Origin of the sequence: Actinomadura formosensis NBRC 14204 (assembly GCF_001552155.1) — a bacterium.
In the GTDB taxonomy this organism is placed as follows: domain Bacteria; phylum Actinomycetota; class Actinomycetes; order Streptosporangiales; family Streptosporangiaceae; genus Spirillospora; species Spirillospora formosensis.
In genome coordinates this window covers 1-24385 of sequence record NZ_BCQQ01000005.1, presented here as the reverse complement: position 1 = coordinate 24385, position 24385 = coordinate 1, and the positions used below count along the sequence as shown (strand labels likewise).

25 protein-coding genes are annotated in these 24385 nt (G+C 70.9%); 18 read left to right on the top strand and 7 right to left on the bottom strand.

Annotation, left to right across the window (positions count from 1 at the left end):
* The first annotated feature begins 50 nt into the window (after nt 1-50).
* Both AF1_RS02035 and AF1_RS02030 read left to right on the top strand, forming a co-directional pair.
* On the top strand, nt 51-1106 hold the full coding sequence (locus AF1_RS02035) for an FtsX-like permease family protein (protein ID WP_306303146.1): 1056 nt from the start codon (nt 51-53) through the stop codon (nt 1104-1106).
* On the top strand, nt 1103-1822 hold the full coding sequence (locus AF1_RS02030) for an ABC transporter ATP-binding protein (RefSeq protein WP_067793059.1): 720 nt from the start codon (nt 1103-1105) through the stop codon (nt 1820-1822). The genes AF1_RS02035 and AF1_RS02030 overlap by 4 nt, the downstream gene beginning before the upstream one ends.
* Here the strand turns inward: AF1_RS02030 and AF1_RS02025 are convergent.
* The 4 genes from AF1_RS02025 to AF1_RS32900 are packed head-to-tail and all read right to left on the bottom strand — an operon-like array spanning nt 1784 to nt 5436.
* A complete protein-coding gene (locus tag AF1_RS02025; protein WP_067793056.1) occupies nt 1784-2794 on the bottom strand; it encodes an acetamidase/formamidase family protein in 1011 nt (336 codons plus the stop codon). The genes AF1_RS02030 and AF1_RS02025 overlap by 39 nt on opposite strands.
* Nucleotides 2791-3423 carry an APC family permease gene (locus AF1_RS02020; RefSeq protein ID WP_242608573.1) on the bottom strand — a complete coding sequence of 211 codons (633 nt, stop codon included), beginning with the start codon at nt 3421-3423 and terminating at the stop codon, nt 2791-2793. The genes AF1_RS02025 and AF1_RS02020 overlap by 4 nt, the downstream gene beginning before the upstream one ends.
* Before the next feature lie 17 nt (nt 3424-3440).
* Nucleotides 3441-4649 carry an RNA-guided endonuclease InsQ/TnpB family protein gene (locus AF1_RS02015; RefSeq protein ID WP_067793054.1) on the bottom strand — a complete coding sequence of 403 codons (1209 nt, stop codon included), beginning with the start codon at nt 4647-4649 and terminating at the stop codon, nt 3441-3443.
* A gap of 25 nt (nt 4650-4674) precedes the next feature.
* Entirely contained in the window at nt 4675-5436 is a 762-nt protein-coding gene (locus AF1_RS32900; RefSeq protein ID WP_084262345.1) for an ABC transporter substrate-binding protein, read from the bottom strand.
* 52 nt (nt 5437-5488) lie between these two features.
* Between AF1_RS32900 and AF1_RS02005 the strand changes: the two genes are divergently transcribed.
* Nucleotides 5489-5932, top strand: coding sequence for a MarR family winged helix-turn-helix transcriptional regulator (locus AF1_RS02005; RefSeq protein WP_067793051.1), 444 nt, complete (start codon nt 5489-5491; stop codon nt 5930-5932).
* Nucleotides 5933-5947: 15 nt separating this feature from the next.
* Here AF1_RS02005 and AF1_RS02000 read toward each other — a convergent pair whose 3' ends face one another.
* Nucleotides 5948-6388: a PaaI family thioesterase gene (locus tag AF1_RS02000; RefSeq protein WP_242608572.1), complete on the bottom strand. Its 441-nt coding sequence runs from the start codon at nt 6386-6388 to the stop codon at nt 5948-5950.
* Between the two features lie 266 nt (nt 6389-6654).
* Here AF1_RS02000 and AF1_RS01995 point away from each other — a divergent pair, with 266 nt between their 5' ends.
* From AF1_RS01995 to AF1_RS01985, 3 genes are all read left to right on the top strand, one after another.
* Nucleotides 6655-7731: a multicopper oxidase family protein gene (locus AF1_RS01995; protein WP_084262343.1), complete on the top strand. Its 1077-nt coding sequence runs from the start codon at nt 6655-6657 to the stop codon at nt 7729-7731.
* A gap of 62 nt (nt 7732-7793) precedes the next feature.
* Nucleotides 7794-9245 (top strand): multicopper oxidase domain-containing protein, encoded by a 1452-nt coding sequence (locus tag AF1_RS01990; protein WP_067793041.1) that lies wholly within the window; start codon nt 7794-7796, stop codon nt 9243-9245.
* Between the two features lie 17 nt (nt 9246-9262).
* Complete coding sequence (locus AF1_RS01985) at nt 9263-9694, top strand: hypothetical protein (RefSeq protein ID WP_067793039.1); 432 nt, start codon at nt 9263-9265, stop codon at nt 9692-9694.
* Nucleotides 9695-9699: 5 nt separating this feature from the next.
* On the opposite strand, the gene AF1_RS01980 is transcribed toward AF1_RS01985, so the two are convergent.
* Nucleotides 9700-10443: a helix-turn-helix transcriptional regulator gene (locus AF1_RS01980; RefSeq protein WP_084262342.1), complete on the bottom strand. Its 744-nt coding sequence runs from the start codon at nt 10441-10443 to the stop codon at nt 9700-9702.
* A 215-nt stretch (nt 10444-10658) separates the two neighbouring features.
* On the opposite strand from AF1_RS01980, the gene AF1_RS01975 reads away from it, so the two are divergent.
* From AF1_RS01975 to AF1_RS01920, 12 genes are all read left to right on the top strand, one after another.
* On the top strand, nt 10659-11846 hold the full coding sequence (locus AF1_RS01975; RefSeq protein ID WP_067793037.1) for a YkvI family membrane protein: 1188 nt from the start codon (nt 10659-10661) through the stop codon (nt 11844-11846).
* Complete coding sequence (locus AF1_RS35065; protein ID WP_067793035.1) at nt 11843-12238, top strand: acyl-CoA thioesterase; 396 nt, start codon at nt 11843-11845, stop codon at nt 12236-12238. Before AF1_RS01975 ends, AF1_RS35065 begins: the two co-directional genes overlap by 4 nt.
* A gap of 41 nt (nt 12239-12279) precedes the next feature.
* A complete protein-coding gene (locus AF1_RS01965) occupies nt 12280-12909 on the top strand; it encodes a TetR/AcrR family transcriptional regulator (RefSeq protein WP_067793033.1) in 630 nt (209 codons plus the stop codon).
* Between the two features lie 4 nt (nt 12910-12913).
* The gene (locus AF1_RS01960) at nt 12914-14473 is read left to right on the top strand and encodes a class I adenylate-forming enzyme family protein (protein WP_067793027.1); all 1560 of its coding nucleotides are present in this window, start codon (nt 12914-12916) and stop codon (nt 14471-14473) included.
* 49 nt (nt 14474-14522) lie between these two features.
* Nucleotides 14523-15692: a saccharopine dehydrogenase NADP-binding domain-containing protein gene (locus AF1_RS01955; RefSeq protein ID WP_067793025.1), complete on the top strand. Its 1170-nt coding sequence runs from the start codon at nt 14523-14525 to the stop codon at nt 15690-15692.
* A gap of 1 nt (nt 15693) precedes the next feature.
* The gene (locus AF1_RS01950; protein ID WP_067793023.1) at nt 15694-17262 is read left to right on the top strand and encodes an acyl-CoA carboxylase subunit beta; all 1569 of its coding nucleotides are present in this window, start codon (nt 15694-15696) and stop codon (nt 17260-17262) included.
* Nucleotides 17263-17306: 44 nt separating this feature from the next.
* Nucleotides 17307-17525 (top strand): biotin/lipoyl-binding carrier protein, encoded by a 219-nt coding sequence (locus tag AF1_RS01945; RefSeq protein WP_067793021.1) that lies wholly within the window; start codon nt 17307-17309, stop codon nt 17523-17525.
* Between the two features lie 19 nt (nt 17526-17544).
* A complete protein-coding gene (locus tag AF1_RS01940; RefSeq protein WP_067793019.1) occupies nt 17545-18882 on the top strand; it encodes an acetyl-CoA carboxylase biotin carboxylase subunit in 1338 nt (445 codons plus the stop codon).
* Nucleotides 18883-19250: 368 nt separating this feature from the next.
* A complete protein-coding gene (locus AF1_RS01935; protein WP_084262341.1) occupies nt 19251-20123 on the top strand; it encodes a transporter substrate-binding domain-containing protein in 873 nt (290 codons plus the stop codon).
* 12 nt (nt 20124-20135) lie between these two features.
* Entirely contained in the window at nt 20136-20789 is a 654-nt protein-coding gene (locus AF1_RS01930) for an amino acid ABC transporter permease (RefSeq protein ID WP_067793012.1), read from the top strand.
* Entirely contained in the window at nt 20789-21520 is a 732-nt protein-coding gene (locus AF1_RS01925) for an amino acid ABC transporter ATP-binding protein (RefSeq protein ID WP_067793009.1), read from the top strand. Before AF1_RS01930 ends, AF1_RS01925 begins: the two co-directional genes overlap by 1 nt.
* Nucleotides 21521-21533: 13 nt before the next feature.
* A complete protein-coding gene (locus AF1_RS01920; RefSeq protein WP_067793002.1) occupies nt 21534-23072 on the top strand; it encodes an amidohydrolase in 1539 nt (512 codons plus the stop codon).
* 267 nt (nt 23073-23339) lie between these two features.
* Here the strand turns inward: AF1_RS01920 and AF1_RS01915 are convergent.
* On the bottom strand, nt 23340-24385 hold a 1046-nt coding region (locus AF1_RS01915; protein ID WP_067793000.1), incomplete at its 5' end, for an RNA-guided endonuclease InsQ/TnpB family protein.

Here is a 24385-nt window from a genome sequence, read left to right as displayed (position 1 = left end):
ATTCCCCCGCACGATGTGCGCGCTCGCCCGGTCCCCGAGGCTGGAAAGCGTTGACAACGACGTATCCGGGGGAGATCACGGTGTTCGTGGCGCTGAGGGACCTGCGCTTCGCCAAGGGGCGGTTCGCGCTCATGGGGTCGGTCGTGCTGCTCATCACCCTGCTGGTGACGATGCTGTCCGGGCTCACCGAAGGGCTCGCCCGCGACAGCGGCTCGGCCGTCGCGAACCTGCCCGCCGACCACATCGTGTTCGGCGGCGGAGAGGCATCGTTCGCCAACAGCCGGATCGAGCAGAACACCCTGCGGGGCTGGCAGGACGTGCCGGGGGTGCGGGCCGAACCGCTCGGCATCTCGATGGGCCGCCTCTCCTACGGCGCGTCCGGCACGCCGGTGGCGCTCTTCGGAGCCGAATCCGGCGCCCCGGCCGCCGGGCAGATCGTCCTCTCCTCCGAGCTGGCGGGCGCCACGGGACTCAAGCCCGGCGCCGAGGTCGAGATCTCGGGGCGCCCGTTCACGGTCGCGCGGACCGCCGGCAGCGCCTCCTACAGCCACAGCCCGGTGGCCTGGATGCCGCTGGGCGACTGGCAGGCGATCAACCGGCAGCCGGCGACCGTCCTGCTCCTGCACACCACCGGCGACCCGGACCTGCGGGCCGGCGACGCCCGGTTCGGCACCACCACCGTTGCGCGCCAGGACGCGAGGTCCGCGATCCCGTCCTACGCCGCGGAGAACGGCTCGCTGCAGCTCATGCGCGGCTTCCTCTTCGTCATCTCCGCGCTGGTCATCGGCGCGTTCTTCACCGTCTGGACGATCCAGCGCCGCGGGGACGTCGCCGTCCTGAAGGCCCTCGGCGCGAGCACCGGCTACCTGCTGCGCGACGCGCTGGCCCAGGCCGTCCTCGTCCTGCTGGCCGGCGCCGGGCTGGGCGGGGCGATCGGCGCCGCCGGCGGCCTGGTCATCGGCGACGGCGTGCCGTTCGTCGTCTCCGCCGCCACCACGCTCGTCCCGGTCGCGGTGATGATCCTGCTCGGCGCCGCCGGAGCCGCCCTCGCCATCCGCAAGATCACCTCAGTCGACCCGCTGACCGCGCTGGGAGCCGCACGATGAGCCTCGCCCTCACCGACGTCGTCCTCACCTACCCCGACGGCGACCGGACGCTGACCGCCCTCGACCACGTGAGCCTGACCGCCGGGCCGGGCGAGTTCACCGCCGTGGTCGGCCCGTCCGGCTCCGGGAAGTCGAGCCTGCTGGCCGTCGCCGCGACCCTCATCACCCCGGCCTCCGGGACCGTCGAGATCGCGGGCCGCGACGTCGGCGGCCTGAGCTCCGCCCAGCGCGCCCGCCTGCGCCGCGACCACATCGGCATCGTCTTCCAGCAGCCCAACCTGCTGCCGTCGTTGACGGCCCTCGACCAGCTCACGGTGATGGCCCACATGGCGGGCCGATCGCCCCGCCACGCCGCCGACCGTGCCCGCCGCCTCCTGGACGAGGTCGGTCTGGCCGGCAAGGAGCACAAGCGTCCGCACCAGCTTTCGGGAGGCGAACGCCAGCGCGTGAACATAGCCCGCGCGCTGATGAACACCCCCGAGGTCCTCCTGGTGGACGAACCCACCAGCGCCCTGGACCACGACCGGGGCGGCCAGATAGTGAGGCTCCTGGCAGACCTGACCCACACCCAGCAGTTGGCCACGGTCATGGTCACCCACGACCTGGCCCAGCTAGCCGCGGTGGACCACGCTCACACGATGATCGACGGCCACCTCACCGAGTACGCGGACGGCAAGTCAGCGCTGGGAGAGGTACTCAGCGGCGGTGTCGCGTAGGCGGGCGTGGAGGCCGTCGTAGGCGGACGCTCCCGGCAGGACGGTCTTGGGGAGTTTGGCCAGCATCGTGTAGTTGGTGTCGACCACGTTGCCGGCCGGGGCGAGACCGGCCTGGCTGACGAGCTGGTAGGCGTCCAGCTCGTCCAGGGCGAGCAGCGAGGACGTCCAGGTGACCAGGTCGTGCTGGCTGATCCGGAAGGCGTCCTCCAGGGGACGGGCCGAGCCGGTCGACATCAGGTGGGTGTCGTTCTCCAGGCGCGGCCACGGGGGAGCGGCGCCCTTGACCAGGTCCACGAGCACGACGGTGCGCATCGCCGCCTCCACCGCGGTGCCGCACACCTCGCCCTCGCCCTGCCGGCAGTGGCCGTCCCCGATGGAGATGAGGGCGCCGGGCACGTTGACCGGGAAGTAGGCCGTCGTGCCCGCGCGCATCTCCGGGGTGTCCATGTTGCCGCCGTGCGCGCCCGGCGTGATGCTCATGATCACTTCGCCGGCGGCGGGGGCCACGCCGACGGTGCCGTGCATGGGGTCGAGCGGCAGTTCCACTTCGAGGTCGCTCTCCCGGGCGTGGAACCGGCAGACGCCGCGTTCGGCGTCCACGTCGTACATCCACACGCGCTCGGGCAGGGGCGGGTGCAGCATCGCCGTCGTGTGCGTCGCGGTCAGCGCCCCGAAGTGCGGGAACGTGGTGGAGACCGCCCAGTCCCGGACGGGACGGATGTCCACGAAGTGCACCGCGACCGCGTCGCCCGGCTCGGCGCCCTCGACGGCGATGGGGCCGGTGACGGGGTTGAGGTAGGGGAAGGCGCACACCTGGCTCGGCAGGTCGTCCACTCCCTTGACCGCGCCGCCGAAGCAGTCCTCGGTGGTCAGCTCGACCACGGTGCCCGGCGCGACCGTCAGGGCCGGTTCGCGTCCGCCGAAGGCGTAGCCGGCCTCGGCGCCGTCCAGCGAGACCACGTTGAGCGTCATTCGTTCTCCTCCTCGATGCCGGCCAGGGCCGGGCGCCGGTGCGTGGCGAGCAGTGCGATCAGGACGGCGACGCCGACGGCCAGCCACACGAACGCCAGCTTCTGCGCGGCGACCTTCGCGTTGATCACCACGTAGCCGAGGATCAGGAAGCCGATCACCGGGGCGATCAGGTGCCGCCACCAGTCCCGGCTGCCCGACCGGACGACGTAGTGGACGACGACGGACACGTGCAGCACCAGGAACGCCGTCATGGCGCCGAAGTTGACCAGGGAGCTGAGCAGGGTGATGCCGTCGCTGCGCTGCTGCATGTAGAGGCCGAGGGCCAGCGAGACGGCCGCGACCAGCAGCGTCGCGTTGACCGGGACCTTCCGCGTGGGGTGCACCTTGGCGAGGAAGCCGGGCAGTTGCCGGTCCCGCGCCATGGCGTACAGCAGCCGGGACGTCGCGGCCTGCGCGACGAGGGAGTTGGCGAACCCCCACGCGATCGCGGTGGCCAGCGCGGTGAGCTTGGCCAGCCAGGCGCCGCCCGCGACCCGGGCCGCGTCGTAGAAGGCGGTGCCGTCCGGGTCCCCATCCTTGATCAGCTTGTCCGCGTCGGGCACCAGCAGCGAGGCCACCCAGGTCTGCACGTTGACTTTTCCCTCGTCTAAAGGCGGGGGAGTCCAACCATCACCGGTTGGGTTTCCTGCTTCGTCACCAACCGCCCGCCGGGCTTGCGCCGTTTGGGTCTTACGTCGGCTCCACAGGCCGACACCGCCAGCCCGGCGGCCAAAATGTTCTTCGCGGCATTGACGTCCCGGTCATGCCGGGTGCGGCATCCGCCGCATTCCCAATCCCTCACTTCAAGTGGCATGGTTTGAGTGATGGTTCCGCACTGCGAGCATGTTTTGGTGGAGGGGAACCACCGGTCGATCACCACCAGTTCACGGCCGTACCAGTCGGCCTTGTACTCCAGCATCGACCGCAGCTCGCGCCACGCGGCGTCCGAGATGACGCGGGCCAGCGAGTGATTGGCGACCATGTTGCGGACGTTCAGGTCCTCGATCACGACCACTTGGTTATCGTGGACGAGCCGAGTCGACAACTTGTGCAGGAAGTCCCGGCGCCGGTCGGCGATCCGGGCATGGATCCGGGCGACCTTGCGGCGGGCCTTGTCCCGGTTCTTCGACCCCTTGGCCTTGCGGGACAGGACTTTCTGCGCTCTGGTCAGGCGTTCGCGGTCGCGGCGCTCGTGCCGAGGGTTGGTGACCTTCTCCCCCGTGGACAGGGTGACCAGCGAGGTGATCCCAGCGTCCACCCCCACCGCTTGCTCCACCGGCTCCAGCCGGGCGACGGTATCGGTGCACAGGATCGAGACGAACCAGCGCCCGGCCGCATCCCGGCTGACGGTCACTGTGGACGGCACCGCCCCCTGCGGCAGGGGGCGGGACCACACGATGCTCAACGGCTCGGACATCTTCGCCAACGCCAGCTCACCGTCGTGCCAGCGGAACGCGGAGCGAGTGTACTCCGCGCTGTGCCGGGACTTCTTGCGCGACTTGAACCGCGGGTACTTGGCGCGCTTGGCGAAGAAGCCGGTGAATGCGGTCTGCAGGTGCCGCAGCGCCTGCTGCAGCGGCACCGACGACACCTCGGCCAAAAACGCCAGCTCTTCGGTCTTCTTCCACGTGGTGAGCATCGCGGAGGTCTCCACATAGGAGACCCGGCGCCGCTCGCCGTACCAGGCGCGGGTACGTTCCTCCAGCGCCCGGTTGTACACCAGCCGCACACACCCGAACGTGCGGGCGAGCTCCGCCGCCTGCTCGTCCGTGGGGTAGAAGCGGTAGCGAAAAGCCCGCTTCACCTGCCGCGCCATGCCTCACCCCCAAGTGGTTCCGATGTTAGTGCGCACGTCCGGCAGGCGACGGTGAACGGCGATTCGCCCTGGGGATTACCTTTTCTGTCCTGCTCCGCAGGGGCACGTCCTCCCCATCTGAAGGCGGGGGTTCACGGAGAAATCCAAGATGAAGAACATGGCTGTCGGTGGCCTCGGCGTCTTCCAGGTCGGCTAAAGCACAGGGAGGGAACCACGACGGCCTTGGAGTCGAGCAGCCCGGGCACCCCTGGGCTAGGCACGCGTCTGTGGCCGCGTACATCCCCATGTCGCGATGCGCGGGATCCGGACGAATGGTGGTTGTCCGCAGCCGCAGCCGCTCGCTCAGCCAGTGCAGCGCGGGGCCGAGCTGGCGTTCCGGCGAGTCGCCGAGCAGCACCACGCCCGGCCGTCTCGGGCCGCCCTCGTGCGGCGGCGTGAACACGTACGGCACCCGTCCGGTGAGCGCGGCCTCCAGGGCCCGGTGCACATCGCTCGTGTGGAACCCGACGAACGCCTGGACGAGACCGGCGTCGGCGAGGAAACGGGCCTCGGCCGCCACCGCGCCCGGAGCGCGCCCGGCGTTCACCGGCACCAGCTCGACGGGCCGCCCCGCGGCCCCGCCCGCCGCGTTGACCTCCGCCGCGGCCAGGCAGGCGGCGCTCAGCCCGGACGGCCCGGTCAGGCCGAGCGGCCCCGACAGCGGCAGCAGCAGCCCCAGCCGCAGTACCGTGGCGTCCGGTCCGGTGACCAGCAGCTCCGTGCCGTCCCGTACCACCGAATCCTTCATGACCAGGCAAGTATGCTCTGTGCACGGACGGGCCGAACAGGGGAGGCGCACGGTGGTCGAGCGACAGGACACGGCCCCCACGGTCGGCACCGACCTCGTCGATCTCCTCACCCGCGCCCAGCGCGCCCTCACCCGCGACCTGGGCGCCGTCCTGGAGGAGGAGGGCACGTCCGTCGAGCAGTGGCGGGTGCTGCGCACCCTCGCCGGTACCGGCGACATCTCGATGGGCGAACTCGCGGTCATCGTGGAGATCCCGCATCCCACGCTGACCCGGCTCGTGGACTCCCTCGTCGACTCCGCCTACCTCTACCGCTCCCACTCCGCCCGGGACCGCCGCCGCGTCTCGGTGCACGTCTCCGACCTCGGCCGCGACAAGCTCGAACGCCTGGAGGCCCCGGCCCGCGCCCACGAACGGGCCCTCGCCGCCAGGCACGGCGAGGACACCGTCCGGGTGCTGTCCGCCCTCCTGTCCCACCTGTGGACGGGCCTCCGCTGAAGCGCGGCGAGGCGGTCAGGCCGACACGGTCTTGATCCGCGCGGTCGCCGACGCCACGGCCACCGGCTTGCCGCTCGGGCCGAGAAGTTCTCCGGCGAGGAAGCACACCTCGGCGCCGCGCCGCACGATGCGCCCGCGGCCGATGAGACGGCCCGGCATGGCCGGCCGGAGAAACTGCACATGCAGATCCAGGGTCGGCGCGAACTGCCCGTCCTCCAGCGTCGCGACCAGCGCCGGCCCCGGCGTGTCGTCCAGCATCGCGGCCAGGAATCCTCCCTGGACGACTCCCGCCGGGTTCAGGAACTGCTCGCCCGCCTCGAACGCCACCTCGATGGTGCCCGCCTCCGGGTCGACCGCGATCAGCTCCCGGCCCAGCGTGACCGCCGCCGGGGGCGGCGGAACCCGTCCGGCCTGCACGTCCCGGAACACACCCCGCCGCCGCCGGTCCATGGTCATGATCCAACCCTAGGGCCCCGTGGTTCCGCCTGCCGGTAATGAAAAAACTAGTCTAATCAACTAATTCTGCCACCCGAGTGCCGGATCCTGCCTCCGGGGTGCCCGCTTGCCTGCATTCCTTTGTGGCCCTGCCCTCTGACCTGCCGCTTCTACCTGCGGATGTCGCACTGTGCGGCGCTTCACACGGCTCTTCGCTGGACTTTGAACATTCAACATCATAAAAACTATTTCGCTAGTAAAAACTTGGCCCGGAAGGGGTCGGCACGATGCAGGGTGCCAGATCGAGGATGCTCGTCGCGGCGGTCGCGTTCGCCGTCGCGCTGACCGTCTCGCTGTGGACGATCCCACGCGAGACCGGCGGCGCGGCGGCGGGCGCGGCGCCCGTGGCGGAGACGTCACAGTCGGCCGGTACGCCGGCCGGAGAGCACGATACGAATTCACATGACGGTGCGACCGCCGACGGCGGGCCGGACGGCTGGAAGTCCATGGACCAGGCCATGGCCAAGCGGGACAAGAGCTTCCCCGCGGCCACCAAGGGCCGGGGCGGCCAGGACCTCGTCCCCACGGTGCTGCCCGACGGCACCAAGGAGTTCCGCATGACGGCCAAGCCCGTGAAGTGGGAGGTGGAACCCGGAAAGGTGGTGGACGCCTGGGCGTTCAACGGCATGGTGCCGGGCCCGACGATCCGCGCGAACGTCGGGGACAAGGTCCGCATCGTCGTGAAGAACGAACTGCCGGAGCCGACCAGCGTCCACTGGCACGGCATCCAGTTGCCCAACAAGATGGACGGCGTCCCCAACGTCACCCAGGACTCGATCAAGCCCGGTGAGACCTTCACCTACGCCTTCCCGGTGACGCGGATCGCGACGAGCTGGTACCACTCCCACTACAACGGCACCAAGCAGGTGAGCAGCGGGCTGTGGGGCGCGATCCAGTTCGGTGACCTGCCGACTCCGCACAAGGAGAAGGTCGCCCAGAAGCAGTTCATCCAGATCCAGGACGCCGGTGTCATCGGGATGACGCTCAACGGCAAGTCGTTCCCCGCGACCGACAAGTTCAAGGCCCGCCTGGGCGACTGGGTGGAGGTCACCTACGTCAACGCGGGCACCATGGCGCACCCGATGCACCTGCACGGTGTCGACCAGCTGATCATCGCCAAGGACGGGTTCCCGCTGGAACAGCCCTACAAGGCCGACACGGTCAACGTCGCGCCGGGGGAGCGCTACACCGTCCTCATCCATGCCGATCAGCCCGGCAAGTGGATCTGGCACTGCCACATCTTCCCGCACGCCGAAGGATCCCAGGGCATGTTCGGGCTGGTCACCGAGATGGAGATCAGCTGAGCCGGACCGGCCACGGCCGGCCACCGCCCCTCCCCACCCCCGACCATCTGGAGTGAGTCCCCATGTCGACAACCCCCGCGCCGGACGATCCGGCCCCGGACAGACCACCCGCGCATCGGCGCTCGTCCACCGTCCTGAACGGTTTCCTGCCCATCATCAGCACCGCGCTCGCGCTCGGACTGGTCGTCGGCCTCCTCGTGGCCGGTATCACGCCCTCCTCAGGCGGTCACGGCCATGACGAGGGCAGGCCGGTCGCCGCGGCGGCGGACGAGGCGGCCCTGCCGGGAGCCGGGAAGAAGGTCACCCTCCAGTTCGAAGAGGGCGACATGTACATCAAGCCCAACAAGGTCACCGTCCCGGCCGGCGCCGACGTCACGGTGAACGTCGTCAACAAGGGCAGCCAGGCGCACACTCTCAGCCTGCTGGGCCGGACGAACAAGCAGCTCGAACCCGGCAAGTCCGAGACGCAGCACTGGGGCGTCCTCACCGAGTCCACCCAGGCGTGGTGCGTCATCCCCGGCCACAAGGACGCCGGCATGCTCGTCGAGGTGACCGTGACCGGCGGCAAGACCGGCACCGCCGCCGCGTCCACCGGAAACTCCACCGGGGGGACGGCCGCCGCCGCCGACGGCGCGAACGCCAAGATCGACCCCGCGGCCAAGCCCGCCGACGGCTGGAAGCCGCGCGACCCCGCGGCCCCGGAGAACGACGGCAAGGACGTCCACGAGGTCACCTTCACCGTCACCGAGAAGGAGGAGGAGGTCGCGCCCGGCGTCAAGCAGGTCCGGTGGACGTTCAACGGCACCGCGCCCGGCCCCATCCTGCGCGGCAAGGTCGGCGACACCTTCAAGATCACGCTGGTGAACAAGGGGACGATGGAGCACTCCATCGACTTCCACGCCTCGAAGGTCGCGCCGAACGTCCAGATGCGCACCATCAAGCCGGGGCAGTCGCTGGTCTACGAGTTCAAGGCGCACTTCTCCGGGATCTTCACCTACCACTGCGGCGCCGATCCGATGATCTACCACATGGGCAACGGCATGTACGGGGCGGTGATCGTCGACCCGCCGGACCTCGGCAAGGTCGACAAGGAGTTCGTCCTCGTCCAGTCGGAGCTGTACCTCGGGCCGCAGGGCAAGCCCGGCGACCTGAAGAAGATGCTCGCCGGCCAGTACGACGCGGTCGTCTTCAACGGCTACTACAACCAGTACGCGTACGCCCCGATCAAGGTGAAGCCGGGTGACCGGGTCCGGGTCTGGGTGGACGACAGCGGACCCAACGAGAACATCGCGTTCCACGTCGTCGGCACCATCTTCGACACGGTGTGGAAGGAAGGCCAGTACACGCTGCGGCGCGACAACCGTGAGAAGGGCGGATCGCAGGTCCTCGACCTCCAGCCCACACAGGGCGGCTTCGTCGAGTTCACCCTGCCCGACGCCGGAACCTATCCGTTCCTCGGCCACAAGATGAAGAACATGGCCGCCGGCGGCCTCGGCGTCTTCCAGGCCGGCTGAACCACAAGGAGGTGACCATGACGACCCTGGAGACAAGCGATCCCGGCACCACCCGGACCGGGCACGTGTCCGTGGCCGCGCACGTCGCGACGGGCGGCTCGCTGCTCGCCGCGCTCGTCCACTACGTCGCGATGCGCGGGCACCTGGACGAATGGTGGCTGTCCGCCGCCTTCTTCAGCGCCCTCGCGCTGTTCCAGCTCGTCTGGGCGGTGCTCGTGCACACCGGCGACGAACGGCCGATGCTGCTGTCCGGGCTGGCGGTCAACGCCGGAGTCATCGCCCTCTGGGCGGTGACCCGGACGGCCGGCCTGCCCTTCGGGCCGGAGGCGGGCGAGGCCGAGGCGATCGGCGTCCCCGACGTGCTCAGTGCCGTCGCCGAGGCGGCGGTGGTCGTCGCGGTTCTGGCCATGCTGCTGGGCCGCAGGAAGAAGACCGAACCGGACGCCTGACCGCCTCACCCGCGGGCGGGGACGTCCTGCCGCGTGCCGCCGCCCGCGGGTGAGTCGCCGGCACGGCGCAGATAGGCGACGCAGAGGTTGGGCCGGACCATGGGGTCCAGCCGGTCCGCGCTCAGCGCGACGTCCATCTCCGAGAGCGCCCCCTGGATCAGGCCGAGATGCAACGGGCACGCGACGTTCGCGTGGTTCTCGGCGATCTCACCGAAGGCGCAGTTGTGCACCAGGACCCGGATCTCCTCCGGGTCCTGGTGTTCTGCATCGTGTTCGAACTCCGGGCTGAAACCCATGTCGGCCATCATGCGGTTGAGCCGCTCCAGCGCCTCGGCGAGGCCGAGCCTCTGGAAGGGTTCGGGCGGGTCGGTGAAGTGGCGGCCCCAGGCGCGGCCCACCTCGATCGCGGCCTGCCTCGGATCGGGCAGCATTTTGCTGACGAGGCTCGCCAGCATCTTGGCGAGCAGCCGGTAGCTGCGCCTGCCGTCCCCGCCCTCCGCGCGGTACACCATGCGCGGACGTCCCGGCTGGTCGCGCTCCTCGGCCACCCGCTGCACCAGGCCCGCCTCGACCAGCCCCTCCAGGTGGAACCGCGTCGTGCTCGGATGCAGCCCCGCCCGCTCGGCGATCTCCCGCACGCCCAGGGGGGTGTCGCTCGTGGCCCGGACCAGCCGCAGAACCCGCGCGCGGCTGTCCCCGAGGGCCGCCTCGGCGGCCGGCTCCGTGTCCACCCACTCGTGGCTGTCCATGACCCGAGTTTATGCGTTTCGCATTAGAGGAATCGGCATCCGGTTCGCCGGTCCGGCACGGCCGGTACGCCCTTGATCACGATCCGGGGCGGCGACCCCCGTTGAAAGTGACCCCTTGCGCATCGGCGGACCGCCGTCTACAGTTCCCGAATATTCGTTATTCGGGAGCGTCGGCGCAGGTCGGAGGCGCCCCGGATCGGGCATGGAGGTGCGGCATGACGGCTTCTTCGTCGGGCCGGGTCGAGGACGGCGGCGCGAGCGCCGGGCCGGGCGGGGTGCTCATCCCCGCGCTCATGTTCCAGGCGGTCGCCATCGGCGGCGCCTACGCGACGGGACGGGAGATCATCGAGTTCGGCGCGGGCCACGGCGCGCTGGGCTGGGGGGCCGGCCTCGCGATGGCGGTCACCGGTTCCCTGATCTCGTATCTGGTCTACGAGACGGCCCGCCGGCACCGGCTGTTCGACTACCGGAGCCTGCTGCGGCATCTGATCCGCAGGTTCTACTGGCTCTTCGACGCGATCTACATTCCGCTGGCGGTCGCGATCGTCGCGGTGCTCGCCTCGGCCACCGGGAACATCCTCGGCGACACCCTCGGGCTCAACTACTGGGCCGGTGTCGCGCTGATCATCCTGCTCACCGGGGCGGTGACGTTCCGGGGCACCGAGGTCGTCGAGCGGTTCAACGGCATCGGCACGGTCCTGCTGATGCTCGGCTACATCCTCTTCGCCGCGCTGGTCATCCCGTCCAACTGGGACCGCGTCGGGCAGGTGATGTCGTCGGGCGACCACTCGCTCAAGCCGGACGCGACGATCTGGGACGCGGTGCTGCTCGGCGTCATCTACGTGGGCCTGGCCTTCGTCATCTTCCCGTCCACGCTCATGACGGTGCGGCACCTGCGCTCGCGCCGCGACGCGGCGAAGGCCGCGGCGCTCACCGGCGGCCTGTACGTCGTGCCGTGGTTCCTGACCTACCTCGCCCTCATGGGCTTCTACCCGGACTCCAAGATCTTCGACGCCCCCGTCCCGTGGCTCAAGATGCTCGACGGCAAGGGCACCTGGGTGGTCATCGTGTACGGGATCCTCGTCGGCTGGACCCTGGTCGCCACGGCGGTCGGCCTCATCCAGTCGATCCTGCTGCGCATCGACCAGAACCTGGTGGACAACGGCCGGCCGGTGATGCCGTCCCGGCTCCGCGTCGCGATCACGCTCGCGGTGCTGATCGCCGGAGCCGCGCTCTCCCAGTTCGGGATCATCGACCTGATCGGCGTCGGCTACCTCATCGGGGCCATCGCGCTCATCCTGGTGTTCGGGATCCCGCTCGCCGTCCGGGGCGCCAAGTACTTCCTGCCCCGGACCGACGTCCCGGTGGTGCCGGAGCCGCCGGCCCCGGCGGCGGAATCGTGACGGGCGACCGCGCGACCTGGCGGACGGAGTTCCAGTTGCGGTTCCGGGACTTCGACTACCTGGGCCACATGACCGCGACGTCCTACCTCGCCTTCTTCGAGGAGGCCCGGGTGGCGTGGCTCGCCGAGGGCACCGGGGACCCGCGCCCCGCGTACGTGGTGGCGGCGCAGCACCTGGAGTTCGAGCGCGAGGTGCTCCCGGACGACGGCCCGGTCACGGTCGTGATCGAGCCGGCCGGGTCCGGTGCGCACCGGGTCGAGGTCCGCGAGGAGATGCGCGGGGCGGACGGCGCGCTGCGGGCGCGTTCCACGGCGACGCTGGTGATGTGGGACCGCGCCGCCCGCCGGCCCCGGTGCGTCTCCGCGGCCGAGCGCCGCCTGTTCGGCGGATAGGTTCCGCGAGGAACGCACCGACCCGTATTCGAGAGGACGACATGGCACCGGAGACGACCCCCGAGGTCGACATGAAGGCGGAGATCCTCGCGGCCGCCTCGGAACTGTTCCAGCGCGACGGCTACAGCAAGACGAAGGTGGCCGCGATCGCCCGCGCCGTGGGAATCACCCCGCCGACCCTCTACTGGCATTTCGAATCCAAGGAGGACATCCTTTTCGAGTTCCTCCGCACCGGCCTTGAGGCGTTCCTCGAACGGATCGAGGCCGCGACCGCGGGGCTCACCGATCCGGCGGAGGCGCTGCGCGCGCTGGCCGTCGCGCACACCCGCGCGCAACTGTCCCAGCGTGAGCGGGCACAGACGTTCCTGTCGATGACGTATTCGCCGACCCAGCTCGCGTCCTCGCTGCCGAAGGACCGCTACGAGCTCATCCGGGAATTGCATCGGCGCCATTACGAGAACACCCGCGCCATTCTGCGCGCCGGTGCCGAGCAGGGCGTCTTCGACGTGCCCGATCTCAGCGCCACCACCTTCGCGATCCTCAACATCTGCGAGTACAGCGCCCTGTGGTTCCAGCCCGGCGGGCCGCTCACCGTGGACCAGGTCGCCGAGATGCACGGCGAGTTCGCGCTCCGCATCGCCACGTCCCCGCCTGAGCCGAGGAAGGAATGACGGCATGATCACAGGGCGACTTCTCGACGGGGTGACGCTCGGCCGGACCGGGCCGCTGGCCGACCTCGCGGCCGCCCGGCGGCGGTGGCCGGACCGCCCGCTGCTGCGCTGGGCCGGCGGCGAATGGACGGTCGCGCAGTTCGCGTCGGCCGTGCGATCCGCCGCCGCCGAACTTCGCGGGCTCGGGGTACGGCCCGGCGAACGGGTCGCGATCATGGCCGGGAACAGCGCGCGGATGCTCGCGGTGCAGTACGCCGTGTGGTCGCTGGGCGCGGTCGAGGTCGCCGTCAACAGTGAATTGCGCGGACGATTCCTGCGGCATGTCCTCACCGACAGCGACCCGGCTCTCGTGGTGGCCGACGCGCGCTTTCACGAACTGCTGAGCGACTGCGTCGCCCCGGAACGGATCGCCGATCTCGCGATCATCCGCCTCGACCGCGAAACCGCCGCGGAATTCCAGCCCGCACCGGCCGCCGGGGCGCTCGCCTCGCTGCTCTACACGTCCGGCACCACCGGCCCGTCGAAGGGGGTGATGCTGCCGCACGGCTACTTCTCCAATTTCGGTGCCGTCCTGTCGCGGGTGCTCGACATCGGGCCGGCCGACACCGGGTTCTTCACCATGCCGTTCTTCCACGTGGACGCCCATATCGCCGTTCCGCTGTGCCTGCAGACCGGGTCGGCCCTCGCCTTCGCCCCGAGGTTCAGCGTCAGCACCTTCTGGGCGGACGCCGAGCGGTTCGGCGTCACCTGGTTCGGCGCCGTCGGCTCCATGCTGTCCGCGCTCATCACCCGCGGTCGTCCGCCGGCCGCGGTCCTCGGGCGGCTCCGCACGATCCTCGCCGCGCCCGTCCCCGCGGCGGCCTTCGAGTTCTTCGAGGACGACCTGGGCGTGCGGGTGCTCCAGATGTACGGCCAGACCGAGGCCGACGGTCCGCTCTACTCCACCCCGGGGCGTCGGCGGCGCGGAGCCGCGGGGTGGAGCTGCGCCGGCTTCGATGTTCGCGTCGCGGCCCCGGACGGCACCGAGGTCGGCGTCGGGGAGGCCGGTGAGCTGCAGACCCGGCCCCGGTACCCGAACATGATCACGCTGGGGTACTGGCGGCGGCCGGAGGTCACCGTCGAGGCGTTCCGCGACCTGTGGTTCCGCACCGGCGACCTGGTGCACCAGGACGCCGACGGCTTCATCTGGTACCGCGGACGCCTCACCGACAGCCTGCGCAGACGCGGCGAGAACATCTCCGCGTTCGAGCTGGAGGACACCGTCCGCGGCGCGCCCGGCGTCCGCGAGTGCGCCGCGCTCGCCGTCCGCGACGAGCTCGGTGGCGAGGACGACATCAAGCTCGTGCTGGTGCTCGACGCCGGGGCGTCCTTCGACCCCGTGTCCTTCCGCGACTTCTGCACGCGGTCACTGCCGCGCTTCGCCCGGCCCCGGTACGTCGAGGTCGTCCCGGAGTCGGCGATCGTCCGCGGACCGGGCACCGGAGCGATCCAGAAGCACCTCCTTCCGGCGGGGATCACCGCCGACACCATCGATCTGCCGGCCGCCGCGGCGGCCGCGGACTGAACACCGCGTCCGCACCGCGGACGGGAAGCCGAATTCGAAAGGAACGAACATGAACGTCCTGGTCATCGGGGGAGCCGGACGGGTGGGACGGCGCGTCGTGGCCGAACTCGTGGAGCACTCCGGCCACGCCGTCACGATCGCCGACCGTGTGCCACCCGAAGGCTCGCCGGTGGCGTTCGCCGAGGTGGACCTCGCCGACGACGCGGCACTGGCCCGCGTCCTGGCCGGTGCCGACGTGGTGGTCAACACGACCGGCCCGTTCGACCTGTGGGGCGCCAAGGTGCTCGACGCCGCCATCGAGCAGGGCGTGCACTACGTCGACGTCTGCGACGACCCGGCCGCGACCGAGGAGCTGATGAAACGCGACGCCGCCGCGCGGCGGGCCGGCGTGCGCGCCATCGTCGGGCTGGGCGTGAGCCCGGGGCTCACCAACTACCTCGGCATGATCGCCGCACGCGGACTCGACGAGGTCGACACCGTCGCCACCTTCTGGGGCGACTCCCGCGAGGGCATGGACCCGGACGCCGCCGCCGAGCACGCGCACGCCCTCGCCGCGGCGTTCACCGCCGGCCGGGCGGCCTACACGCATCTGATCATGCAGACGGCGGCCGACGTCCCCGTGTGGCGCGACGGCGCGCCGGTGCGGGAGCGGGCGTGGCGGACGGCCTACCGGGTGCGTGCGTCCAACGGCGAGACCGGCCTCTACCGCATGATCGGGCACCCCGAACCCGTCACCATGCCCCGCGCCGTCACGCTGCGGGACTGCGTCAACATCGGGACGGTCAACGCCGGGACGGACCGGCTCATGCTGCCGGTCCTCGACCGGGTCGCCGCCGGCGAGCTGACCCCCGAAGCCGCGATCGCCGAGATCGCCGCGCAGCTCACCGCGCATCCGCAGGCCCTCGCGACCCCGTCGCGGGGACCCCGGCTGCGCCGGCTGATCGGCGCGGTCGCCACCGGCACCGCGGCCGGGCGGGCGGAGGGGATCATCGTCTTCCCCGGCGGGCCGGTGGACGGCTCCATGAGCCTGGAGACCGCGCGTCCGGCCGTCGTGGGCGTCCTGCGCATCGACGAGGCCCCCGCCGGCGTCCACGCTCCCGAGGGCGCCTTCGAGGCGAGCGCCTTCCTTGAGCACTACGCCGCCGTCTACTGGGACGGCGGCGAACCGTACATCAAGGACGTCGCGGGCCCCGGTGCCCTCACCGTCGAGGAGAGCTGAGATGGCCTTCACCTGGGAATCCGCCCTGGAGGAGCTGAGGCGGCGGCACGAGGAGTCGCGCCGGCTCGGCGGCCCGGAACGCATCGAGCGGCAGCACGCCCAGGGCCGCCTCACCATCCGGGAGCGCATCGACCGGATCGCCGACGACTTCACCGAGGTCGGCGAGTTCGCCTCGATCCCGATCCGGGACGCGGCGGGGAACGAGGTCGGCTCCCTGCCGTCCAGCTACGTGTGCGGCCTCGGGACGATCGACGGACGCCAGGTCGCCATCGGCGGCGAGGACTTCACCGTCCGCGCCGGCGCGCCGCAGACCTACCTCGACCGGTGGAAGGGCGGCATGGGCGGCTTCGTCGAGGACCTCGCCCACGAGTACCGCATCCCGCTCGTCCTGTTCATGGAGGGCATCGGCGGCGATGTCTCCGCGCAGGACGAGAAGGGCCACTCCTACCTCGTCAGCTCGATGAGCTGGCGGCGCAGCTTCGAGCTGATGGCCGAGGTGCCGGTCCTGGTCGCCGTCCTCGGCTCGGCCGCCGGAGGGACGGCCGGACGCGCCGTGGTCAGCCACTTCAGCGTCATCAGCAGGGGCAGCGTGCTGTTCGCCGGCGGGCCGCCCGTCGTCCGGCGCGCCCTCGGCCAGACCGTCGACAAGCACGAGCTCGGCGGCGCCGAGATGCACACCAGCGTGTCCGGGGCCGTGGACAACCTGGCCGAGGACGAGGCCGACGCCCTCGACCAGCTGCGCCGCGTCCTGTCCTACCTTCCGCAGAACGTGTGGGAACTCCCGCCGCGCGGTGACCGCAGCGATCCGGTGGACCGCTCCTGCGACGAACTGCTGAAGCTCGTCCCGGAGAACCGGCGGCGCCCCTACAAGATGCGCGAGGTGATGCGCACCATCGTCGACCGGGACTCGTTCTTCGAGATGGGGCCGGGCTGGGGCAAGGCCGTCATCACGGCCTTCGCCCGCATCGACGGCATCCCGGTCGGGGTCATCGGCAGCAACCCCATGCACATCGCGGGGGCGCTGGACGGCGCCGCCGCCGAGAAGCAGATCCGCTTCGTGGACCTGTGCAGCACCTTCCACCTGCCCATCGTCTACCTCGTGGACGTCCCCGGATTCATGGTCGGCCCCGAGGCCGAACGGGCGGGGGTGGTGCGCATGGGCATGCGGGCGATCCAGTCGATCATCGAGGCCGAGGTGCCGGTCGTCACCGTCCACGTCCGCAAGGCCTACGGCATGGCGGTGTCGGCCACCTCCAACCCGGACGCGCTGGGGCTGCGCATCGCCTGGCCCAGCGTCGAGTGGGGCGACATGCCGATCGAGGGGGGCGTCGAGGCCGGGTTCCGCCGCGAGATCGAGCGGGCGGACGACCCGGACGCGTTCCGCAGGCAGGCCGAGGAGCGCCTCCTCGCGCTCGCCGATCCGTGGAAGACGGTCGAGGCGTTCGGCATGGAGATGATGATCGATCCCCGCCGCACCCGCCGGGTCGTCGCCGACTTCCTCAACGCGAGCCTGCACGCGATGCGGTCCCGCCTCGGCCGCGGTGACCGCCGCTGGACCATGCGCCCGTGAGCGCCGCACCCAAGGAACCCGAGGAAACCCGAGGAAACAGCACCATGCACGAAGTACGCGCCGAGCTGACCGCCAGCGTGTGGAAGATCCTTGCCCGGCCCGGAACACCGGTCGCCCCGGGGGAGGAGATCGCGATCCTGGAGTCGATGAAGATGGAGATCCCGGTCGAGGCGCCCGTCGGCGGCGTCCTCACCGAGTTCGTCGTCGCCGAGGGCGCGTCCGTCCAGGAGGGCGACCTCCTCGCCCGCATCACCGCCGACTGACCGCCGCACGGGAGACCCGATGTTCGACCGCCTGCTCATCGCGAACCGCGGCGAGATCGCCGTGCGCGTCATCCGGACCGCCAAGCGGCTCGGCATCCGGACCGTGGCCGTCTTCTCCGACGCCGACGCCGCCGCCCGGCACGTCGAGGAGGCGGACGAGGCCGTCCGCATCGGGCCGCCCCCCGTCGCGCGGTCCTACCTCGACATGGACGCCGTTCTCGCCGCCGCGTCCGCGTGCGGCGCGGACGCCGTCCATCCCGGATACGGGTTCCTGTCCGAGAACGCCGAGTTCGCGCGGCGGGTCCAGGCGGCGGGGATGACGTGGGTCGGCCCCGACCCGGACCACATCGCGCGGATGGGCGACAAGATCGAGGCCCGCAACCTCATGGCGTCCCACGGCGTGCCGGTCTCGCGGGGCACCCCGCGCCCGCCGGGCGACGCCGCCGCGGCGCAGGCCGAGGCCGCCCGCATCGGCTATCCCCTGATGGTGAAGGCCGCGAGCGGCGGCGGCGGGATCGGCATGACGATCATCCGGGACGCCGCGGACCTCGGCCCGGCGTTCCAGGCCGCCCGCACCAGGGCGGAACGGATGTTCGGCTCGCCCGACGTCCTGCTGGAGCAGTACATCGAGCCCGCCCGCCACATCGAGGTGCAGATCCTCGGCCTGGGCGACGGCCGGGTCCTCACCCTCGGCGAACGGGACTGCTCGATCCAGCGCCGCTTCCAGAAGGTGATCGAGGAGACTCCCGCCCCGGGCATCTCCGCTGAGCTGAGGCGGCGGATGCTGGACGTCAGCCGCCGGGCCGGGGAGGCGCTCGGCTACCGCGGGGCGGGCACGCTGGAGTACCTGGTCGACCCGCGCACCGAGGAGTTCGTCTTCCTGGAGATGAACACCCGGCTCCAGGTGGAGCACCCGGTCACCGAACTCGTCACCGGCATGGACCTCGTCGAGGCCCAGTTGCTCGTCGCGGCCCGCGAGGACGCCGGGCTCACCGAACCGTCCCGCCGTGACCACGCGATCGAACTCAGGATCTACGCCGAGGACCCGGTCCGGATGTTCCCCTCTCCCGGACGCATCGAGCAGTGGAAGGAGCCGGCCGGCGAGCACATCCGGGTCGACACCGGCTACCGCACCGGGGACGAGGTGACGCCCCACTACGATCCGCTCCTGGCCAAGCTGTGCACCGCCGCGGCCACCCGGGAGGCCGCGATCGAGTCGGCCCGCCGCGCCGTCGACGACTTCACCGTCACCGGGATCAAGACGAACCTGCCGCTGCTGCGGCGCGTCCTCGACAGCGAAGCCTTCCGCAGCGGAACCTTCGACACCAAGACCCTGGAAACGGCCCGCCCACGGTGAGGCGGACCCCTCTTCCCCGCCGCCTCGCCCGGTAGCCGAGCCGCCCGGCCGCCGCCGGCATCTTCCGCTTCGCTGCCCGCGCCGGGTGATTCGGGATGTAGTGATGCGCCTGCGCGGCGTTCTTCTCCCGATTTCTCTCCTCCAACCTCTTGACGAGAACACATGATTCAGTGTGCTGTATACAGCATTACGCCGGAGGAGCGGAGGAGACAAGGTTGCGACCCACCTCGGACCGCGGTCGGTGCTGAGCGTGTAGGTCGCCGGCCGCGTGGCCGGAAGGGCGGCATGGCCACCGCAGAGGTCACCGTCCGGTCGAAGGGCGTGCGAGGGCTCCCCCGAAGCATCATCACAGGACATGGAGTTGGACCATGATCGTCAATTGGTTGCGCGGCCGGAAGGGTCTCGGCCGGCGCGTTGAAGGCGGCACCGGGCGGGGAGCGGGCAGGAGCGCGGCCGTGCGGGGCGGTGCCCTCGTGGTCACCGCGGCCCTGCTCAGCGGATGCGCCGGGTTCGGCGGCGGCGGTTCGGGCGGCGGCGAGGACGAGGGCTACGACCTCGTCCGGAACGGGGAGTTCGCCTTCGCCCTGAGCGGGCAGCTCGCCCCGTTCAGCTTCTACGAGAACGGCAAGCTCACCGGCTTCGACGTCGCCATCGGAACGGAGGTGGCGAAACGGCTCAAGCTCACCCCCAAGCCGGCCACCGGAGCGTTCAACACCCTGCTCGCGGGTCTGCAGGCGGGCCGCTACGACGCGATCGTCGGCTCGATGACCAACACCCCGGAGCGGGCGAAGGTCGTGGACTTCTCCAACGACTACTACAAGTCGGGCGCGTTCCTGTGGGTGAAGTCGGCCTCCACCGCGGGATCCATCGACGACCTGCGCAACGCCGTGGTCGGGGTCCCGCTGGGCAGCACCTTCGAAGCGGAGATGAAGAAGAAGTCCAACGTCAAGAAGGTGAAGACGTACGAGAGCGACGTCGACGCCCTCAACGACGTCCCCACCGGGCGCATCGACGCCGCGATCGTCGACAAGCTGGTCGGCGCCTACGCCGCCAAGAAGGCCGGCCTGCAGGTCAAGCCGGTGGGGCCCTCGCTGGTGGACAACCCGGCGGCCATCCCGGTCCGCAAGAAGCACGGCAAGCTGCTGGCGGCCGTCAACAAGGCGCTGGCGGACATGAAGGCCGACGGCACCTACACCAGGATCTTCCGGCAGTGGTTCGGCATCGACCCCACCGATTCGTGAGGGCCGCCCTTCATGCAGTGGCTCTCCGACTTCATCGATACCGCGCCGGTCTTCCTGGACGCGCTGTGGCTCACGCTGCAACTGGCGCTGTGGTCGATCGTGCTCGCCGCCGTCCTGGGCGCGGTCCTGGCCTACTGCCGGTTGAGCCGGCTGGGGCCGGTGCGGGCGCTGGCGGCCGGCTACGTCTCCCTCATCCGGGGGACGCCGCTGGTCACCCAGCTGTTCATCATCTACTTCGGGCTGGCCTCGATCGTGACCATCGAGGCGTTCTGGGCCGGCGTGATCGGGCTCTCGGTGCACAACGCGGCGTACGTGGCGGAGATCTACCGGTCCGGGATCCAGTCGGTGCCCACCGGGCAGGTCGAGGCGGGCCGTTCCCTGGGCATGAGCTCGTGGAAGACGATGCGGCTGGTGATCGCGCCGCAGGCGCTGCGCACCGTCCTGCCCTCGCTGGGCAACCAGTTCATCATCGCGGTGAAGGACACCTCGGTCGCGGCGTTCATCACCGTGGCCGAGCTGTTCCGGACGGCGCAGATCGTGGCCGCGGAGAAGTTCCGGCCACTGGAGTTCTACGTGATCGTCGGGATCTACTACCTGGTCATCGTGCTGCTGCTGTCGGGAGGCGTCCGGATGCTGGAAAGGCGCATGGGAAGGTACGGCGTCTGATGGTGGTGCGGATCCGCGGGGCGGCCAAGGCGTTCGGTCCGGTGACGGTGTTCGAGGGCATCGACCTGGACGTGCACCAGAGCGAGGTCGTCGTGCTCATCGGACCGTCCGGGGCGGGCAAGAGCACCCTGCTGCGCTGCGTGAACGGGCTGGAGCGGCTCGACGCCGGGACCATCGACATCAGCGGCGAACGGCTCAGCTACCAGCAGGGCCCGCTCAACCGCATCCGCCGCAACGTCGGGATGGTCTTCCAGAGCTTCAACCTCTTCCCGCACATGTCGGTGCTCGGCAACGTCATGTGCGCGCCGGTCAAGGTGGCGGGCAGGCCGCGCGACGAAGCCCGGCAGGAGGCCCGGCAGCTGCTGGACAAGGTCGGGCTCGCCGACAAGTGCGATTCCTTTCCGTCCAGCCTGTCGGGCGGGCAGCGCCAGCGGGTGGCGATCGCCCGCGCGCTGGCGATGCGTCCCCAGCTGATGCTGTTCGACGAGCCGACCTCGGCGCTCGACCCCGAACTGGTGGGTGAGGTCCTGGAGGTCATGCGGGCGCTGGCCACCGAGGGCATGACCATGATCGTCGTCACGCATGAGATGCAGTTCGCCCGCAAGGTCGCCGACCGGGTGGTCCTGGTCGCCGACGGCGGGATCGTCGAACAGGGCAGCCCGCAGGCCGTCCTGGACGAACCGGCCACGCCGCGCGCGAGGGCCTTCCTGAACGCGGTACTCGAGCGCTGAGGCGGGAAAGCGAATGTCACGTGTGCTGTACCGGGGCGGCGTCGTCCACTCACCCGTGGACGACGGCGCGACGGCGCTGATGCTGGAGGGCGACACCATCGCCTGGGTGGGCCGCGACCAGGACCCCGAGGCCGACGGCCACGGCGCCGACGAGGTCGTGGAACTGGCCGGTGCGCTGGTCACCCCCGCTTTCGTCGACACCCATGTCCATGTCACCGCGACCGGGGTGGCGCTGGACGGGCTGGATCTCAGCGGCTGCCCGTCCCTGCGGGAGGCGCTGCGGCGGCTCGCCGAGCACGCCGCCGCGCGCCCGGCCGAGATCCTGATCGGGCACGGCTGGGACGAGACCCGCTGGCCCGAGCGCCGGCCGCCCACCGCCGCCGAACTCGACGCCGCCACCGGGGGAGCCGCCTGCTACCTGTCCCGGACCGACGCGCACTCCGGGGCCGTGTCCACGGCGCTGCTGGCCGCCGTCCCGCAGGCCCGCGCGCAGGCCGGCTTCGACCCCGGCGGGCTGGTGCGGCTGGACGCCCACCACACCATCCGCCGGTACGCCTTCGACTGCCTCACCGCGCAGCAGCGCCGCCGCATCCAGCGCCGGACGCTGCAGGAGGCGGCCCGCCGCGGCATCGGCTGCCTGCACGAGAACGCCGCACCCGGCCTGTCCAGCGAGGACGACCTGTCCGCACTCCTTGAGCTGGCCCGCGGCGAACCCCTTCCGGAGGTGATCGGTTACTGGGGCGAGATCGGCGCCGCCGCGCTCGCCCACCGGCACGGCCTCGCCGGCCTGGCCGGCGACCTGCTCGCCGACGGCTCGATCGGATCCCATACCGCCTGCCTGACCAGCCCCTACGCTGACGCGCCCGGGAACACCGGCCACGCCTACCGGACCGTCGAGGAGGTCGCCCAGCACGTCCTGGACTGCACTCGCGAGGGCCTCCAGGCCGGGTTCCACGCCATCGGCGACGGCGCGCTGCGGACGGTCCTGCGCGGCTTCGAGGAGGCGGAGGCCCGCATCGGAACCGAACGCGTCAGAGCCGGCCGCCACCGGCTGGAACACGTCGAGATGCTCGACGCCGACATGATCGCGGTCATGGCGCGGCTGGGGATCGCGGCGAGCGTCCAGCCGATCGCGGACACCCTCTGGGGCGGAACCGGCGGCATGTACGCCGACCGGCTCGGCGTGGAGCGGGTCGGCTCGATGAATCCGTTCCGGGCGCTCCTGGACGCGGGGGTGCCGCTCGCGCTCAGCTCGGACTCGCCCATCATGCCGATGGGGCCCTGGCAGGCCGTCCGCGCCGCCGTCGGCCATCACAACCCCGAGCAGCGGATCACGGTCACCGAGGCGGTCCGCGCTCACACCGCCGGCGGCCGGCGAGCCGCGGGCCGCGACGAAAGCGGATGCCTGGAGCCGGGCGCACCGGCCTCCATCACGATCTGGGACTGTCCCGCGCTGGATCCCGGCACCCGCCTGCCCGACATGGAGGCCGGAACCGACGACCCCACCTGCCTTCAGACCGTGGTCAGGGGACGCACCATCCACACCCTGTGAACGGAACCGGAAACCGCCTCCCCGCCCCGGGGCCTGTGTCGCCCGGGACGGGGAGGCGGTGCGCGGTCAGGACTCCAGCCAGGGGAGGGTGAAGCGGCTGAAGACGATGCCGCCGGTGGCTCCGATCTCGTAAAGGTCGCCTACAGAGCCGTCTGCCAGCACGGCCATGGTGGATTGACGCGCTCCCCGGCCTGAAGGCCGGGGATTCAGCCTGTGCCGCGTGTGCGGCACTTCTGTGGCTTCCTGTTTCACCGGGTCCCGCCTCCGCTACGCGGAAGGTCTTACGGTCCCTCCACAGGCGTTTCGCCTGTCCGCCCGCCCGGCGGCCAGGATGTTGATCGCGGCGTTGACATCGCGGTCGTGGACCGCGCCGCACGGGCACCGCCACTCGCGGATGTTCAGCGGCATCGCTTCGGCGACCGTCCCGCACGCCGAGCACAGCTTGGAGGAGGGGAACCAGCGGTCCACCTTCGCGAACGTGCGGCCGTACCGTTGCGCCTTGTATTCGAGCATCGCGACGAACTGGGACCAGCCCGCGTCGTGCACGGACCTGGCCAGGCGGGTGCGGGCCAGACCGGACACGCACAGGTCCTCCACGTAGACCGCTTGGTTGTCGCGGATCAACCGGGTGGACAGCTTGTGGTGATGGTCCCGCCGCGCATCGGCCACGCGGGCGTGCAGCCCCGCGACCCGCGCGGCCGCCTTCCGCCGGTTCGCCGACCCCTTCCGCTTACGCGACAGCACCCGCTGCGCCTTTCTGAGCCGGCGCTCGGCGCGGCGCAGGAACCGCGGAGAGGTGATCTTCCGGCCGTCCGAGGTCACCGCGAAATGCGTCAATCCCAGATCGATGCCGACCTCGGCCGCCACCTCCGGCAGCGGCTCGCTGGTCGTCTCGACCACGAAGGAGGCGAAGTACCGGCCGGCCGCGTCCTTGATCACCGTCACTGAGGACGGCTCGGACGGCAGCGGACGGGACCACCGCACCCGCACGTCCCCGATCTTGGGCAGGCGCAGCCTCCCGCCCGCCGTGACCGTGAAGCGGGCGTTGCGGGTGAACCGGACCGCCTGCCGCCGGTCCTTGCGGGACCGGAACCTGGGCGCCGCGACCTTGCGGCCTTTGCGTTTCCCCGACAGTGACGCGAACCAGTTGCGGTAGGCGGTGTTCAGGTCGGCCAGGGCCTGCTGGAGCACCACGGCCGACACCTCGCCCAGCCACGCCCGCCCGGTGGTCTTCTTGGCCTCGGTGATGACCAGCTTGGACAACTCCCCGTCCGAGGGGCAGGGCAGCCCGGCCGCATGCGCATCCCGCCGTG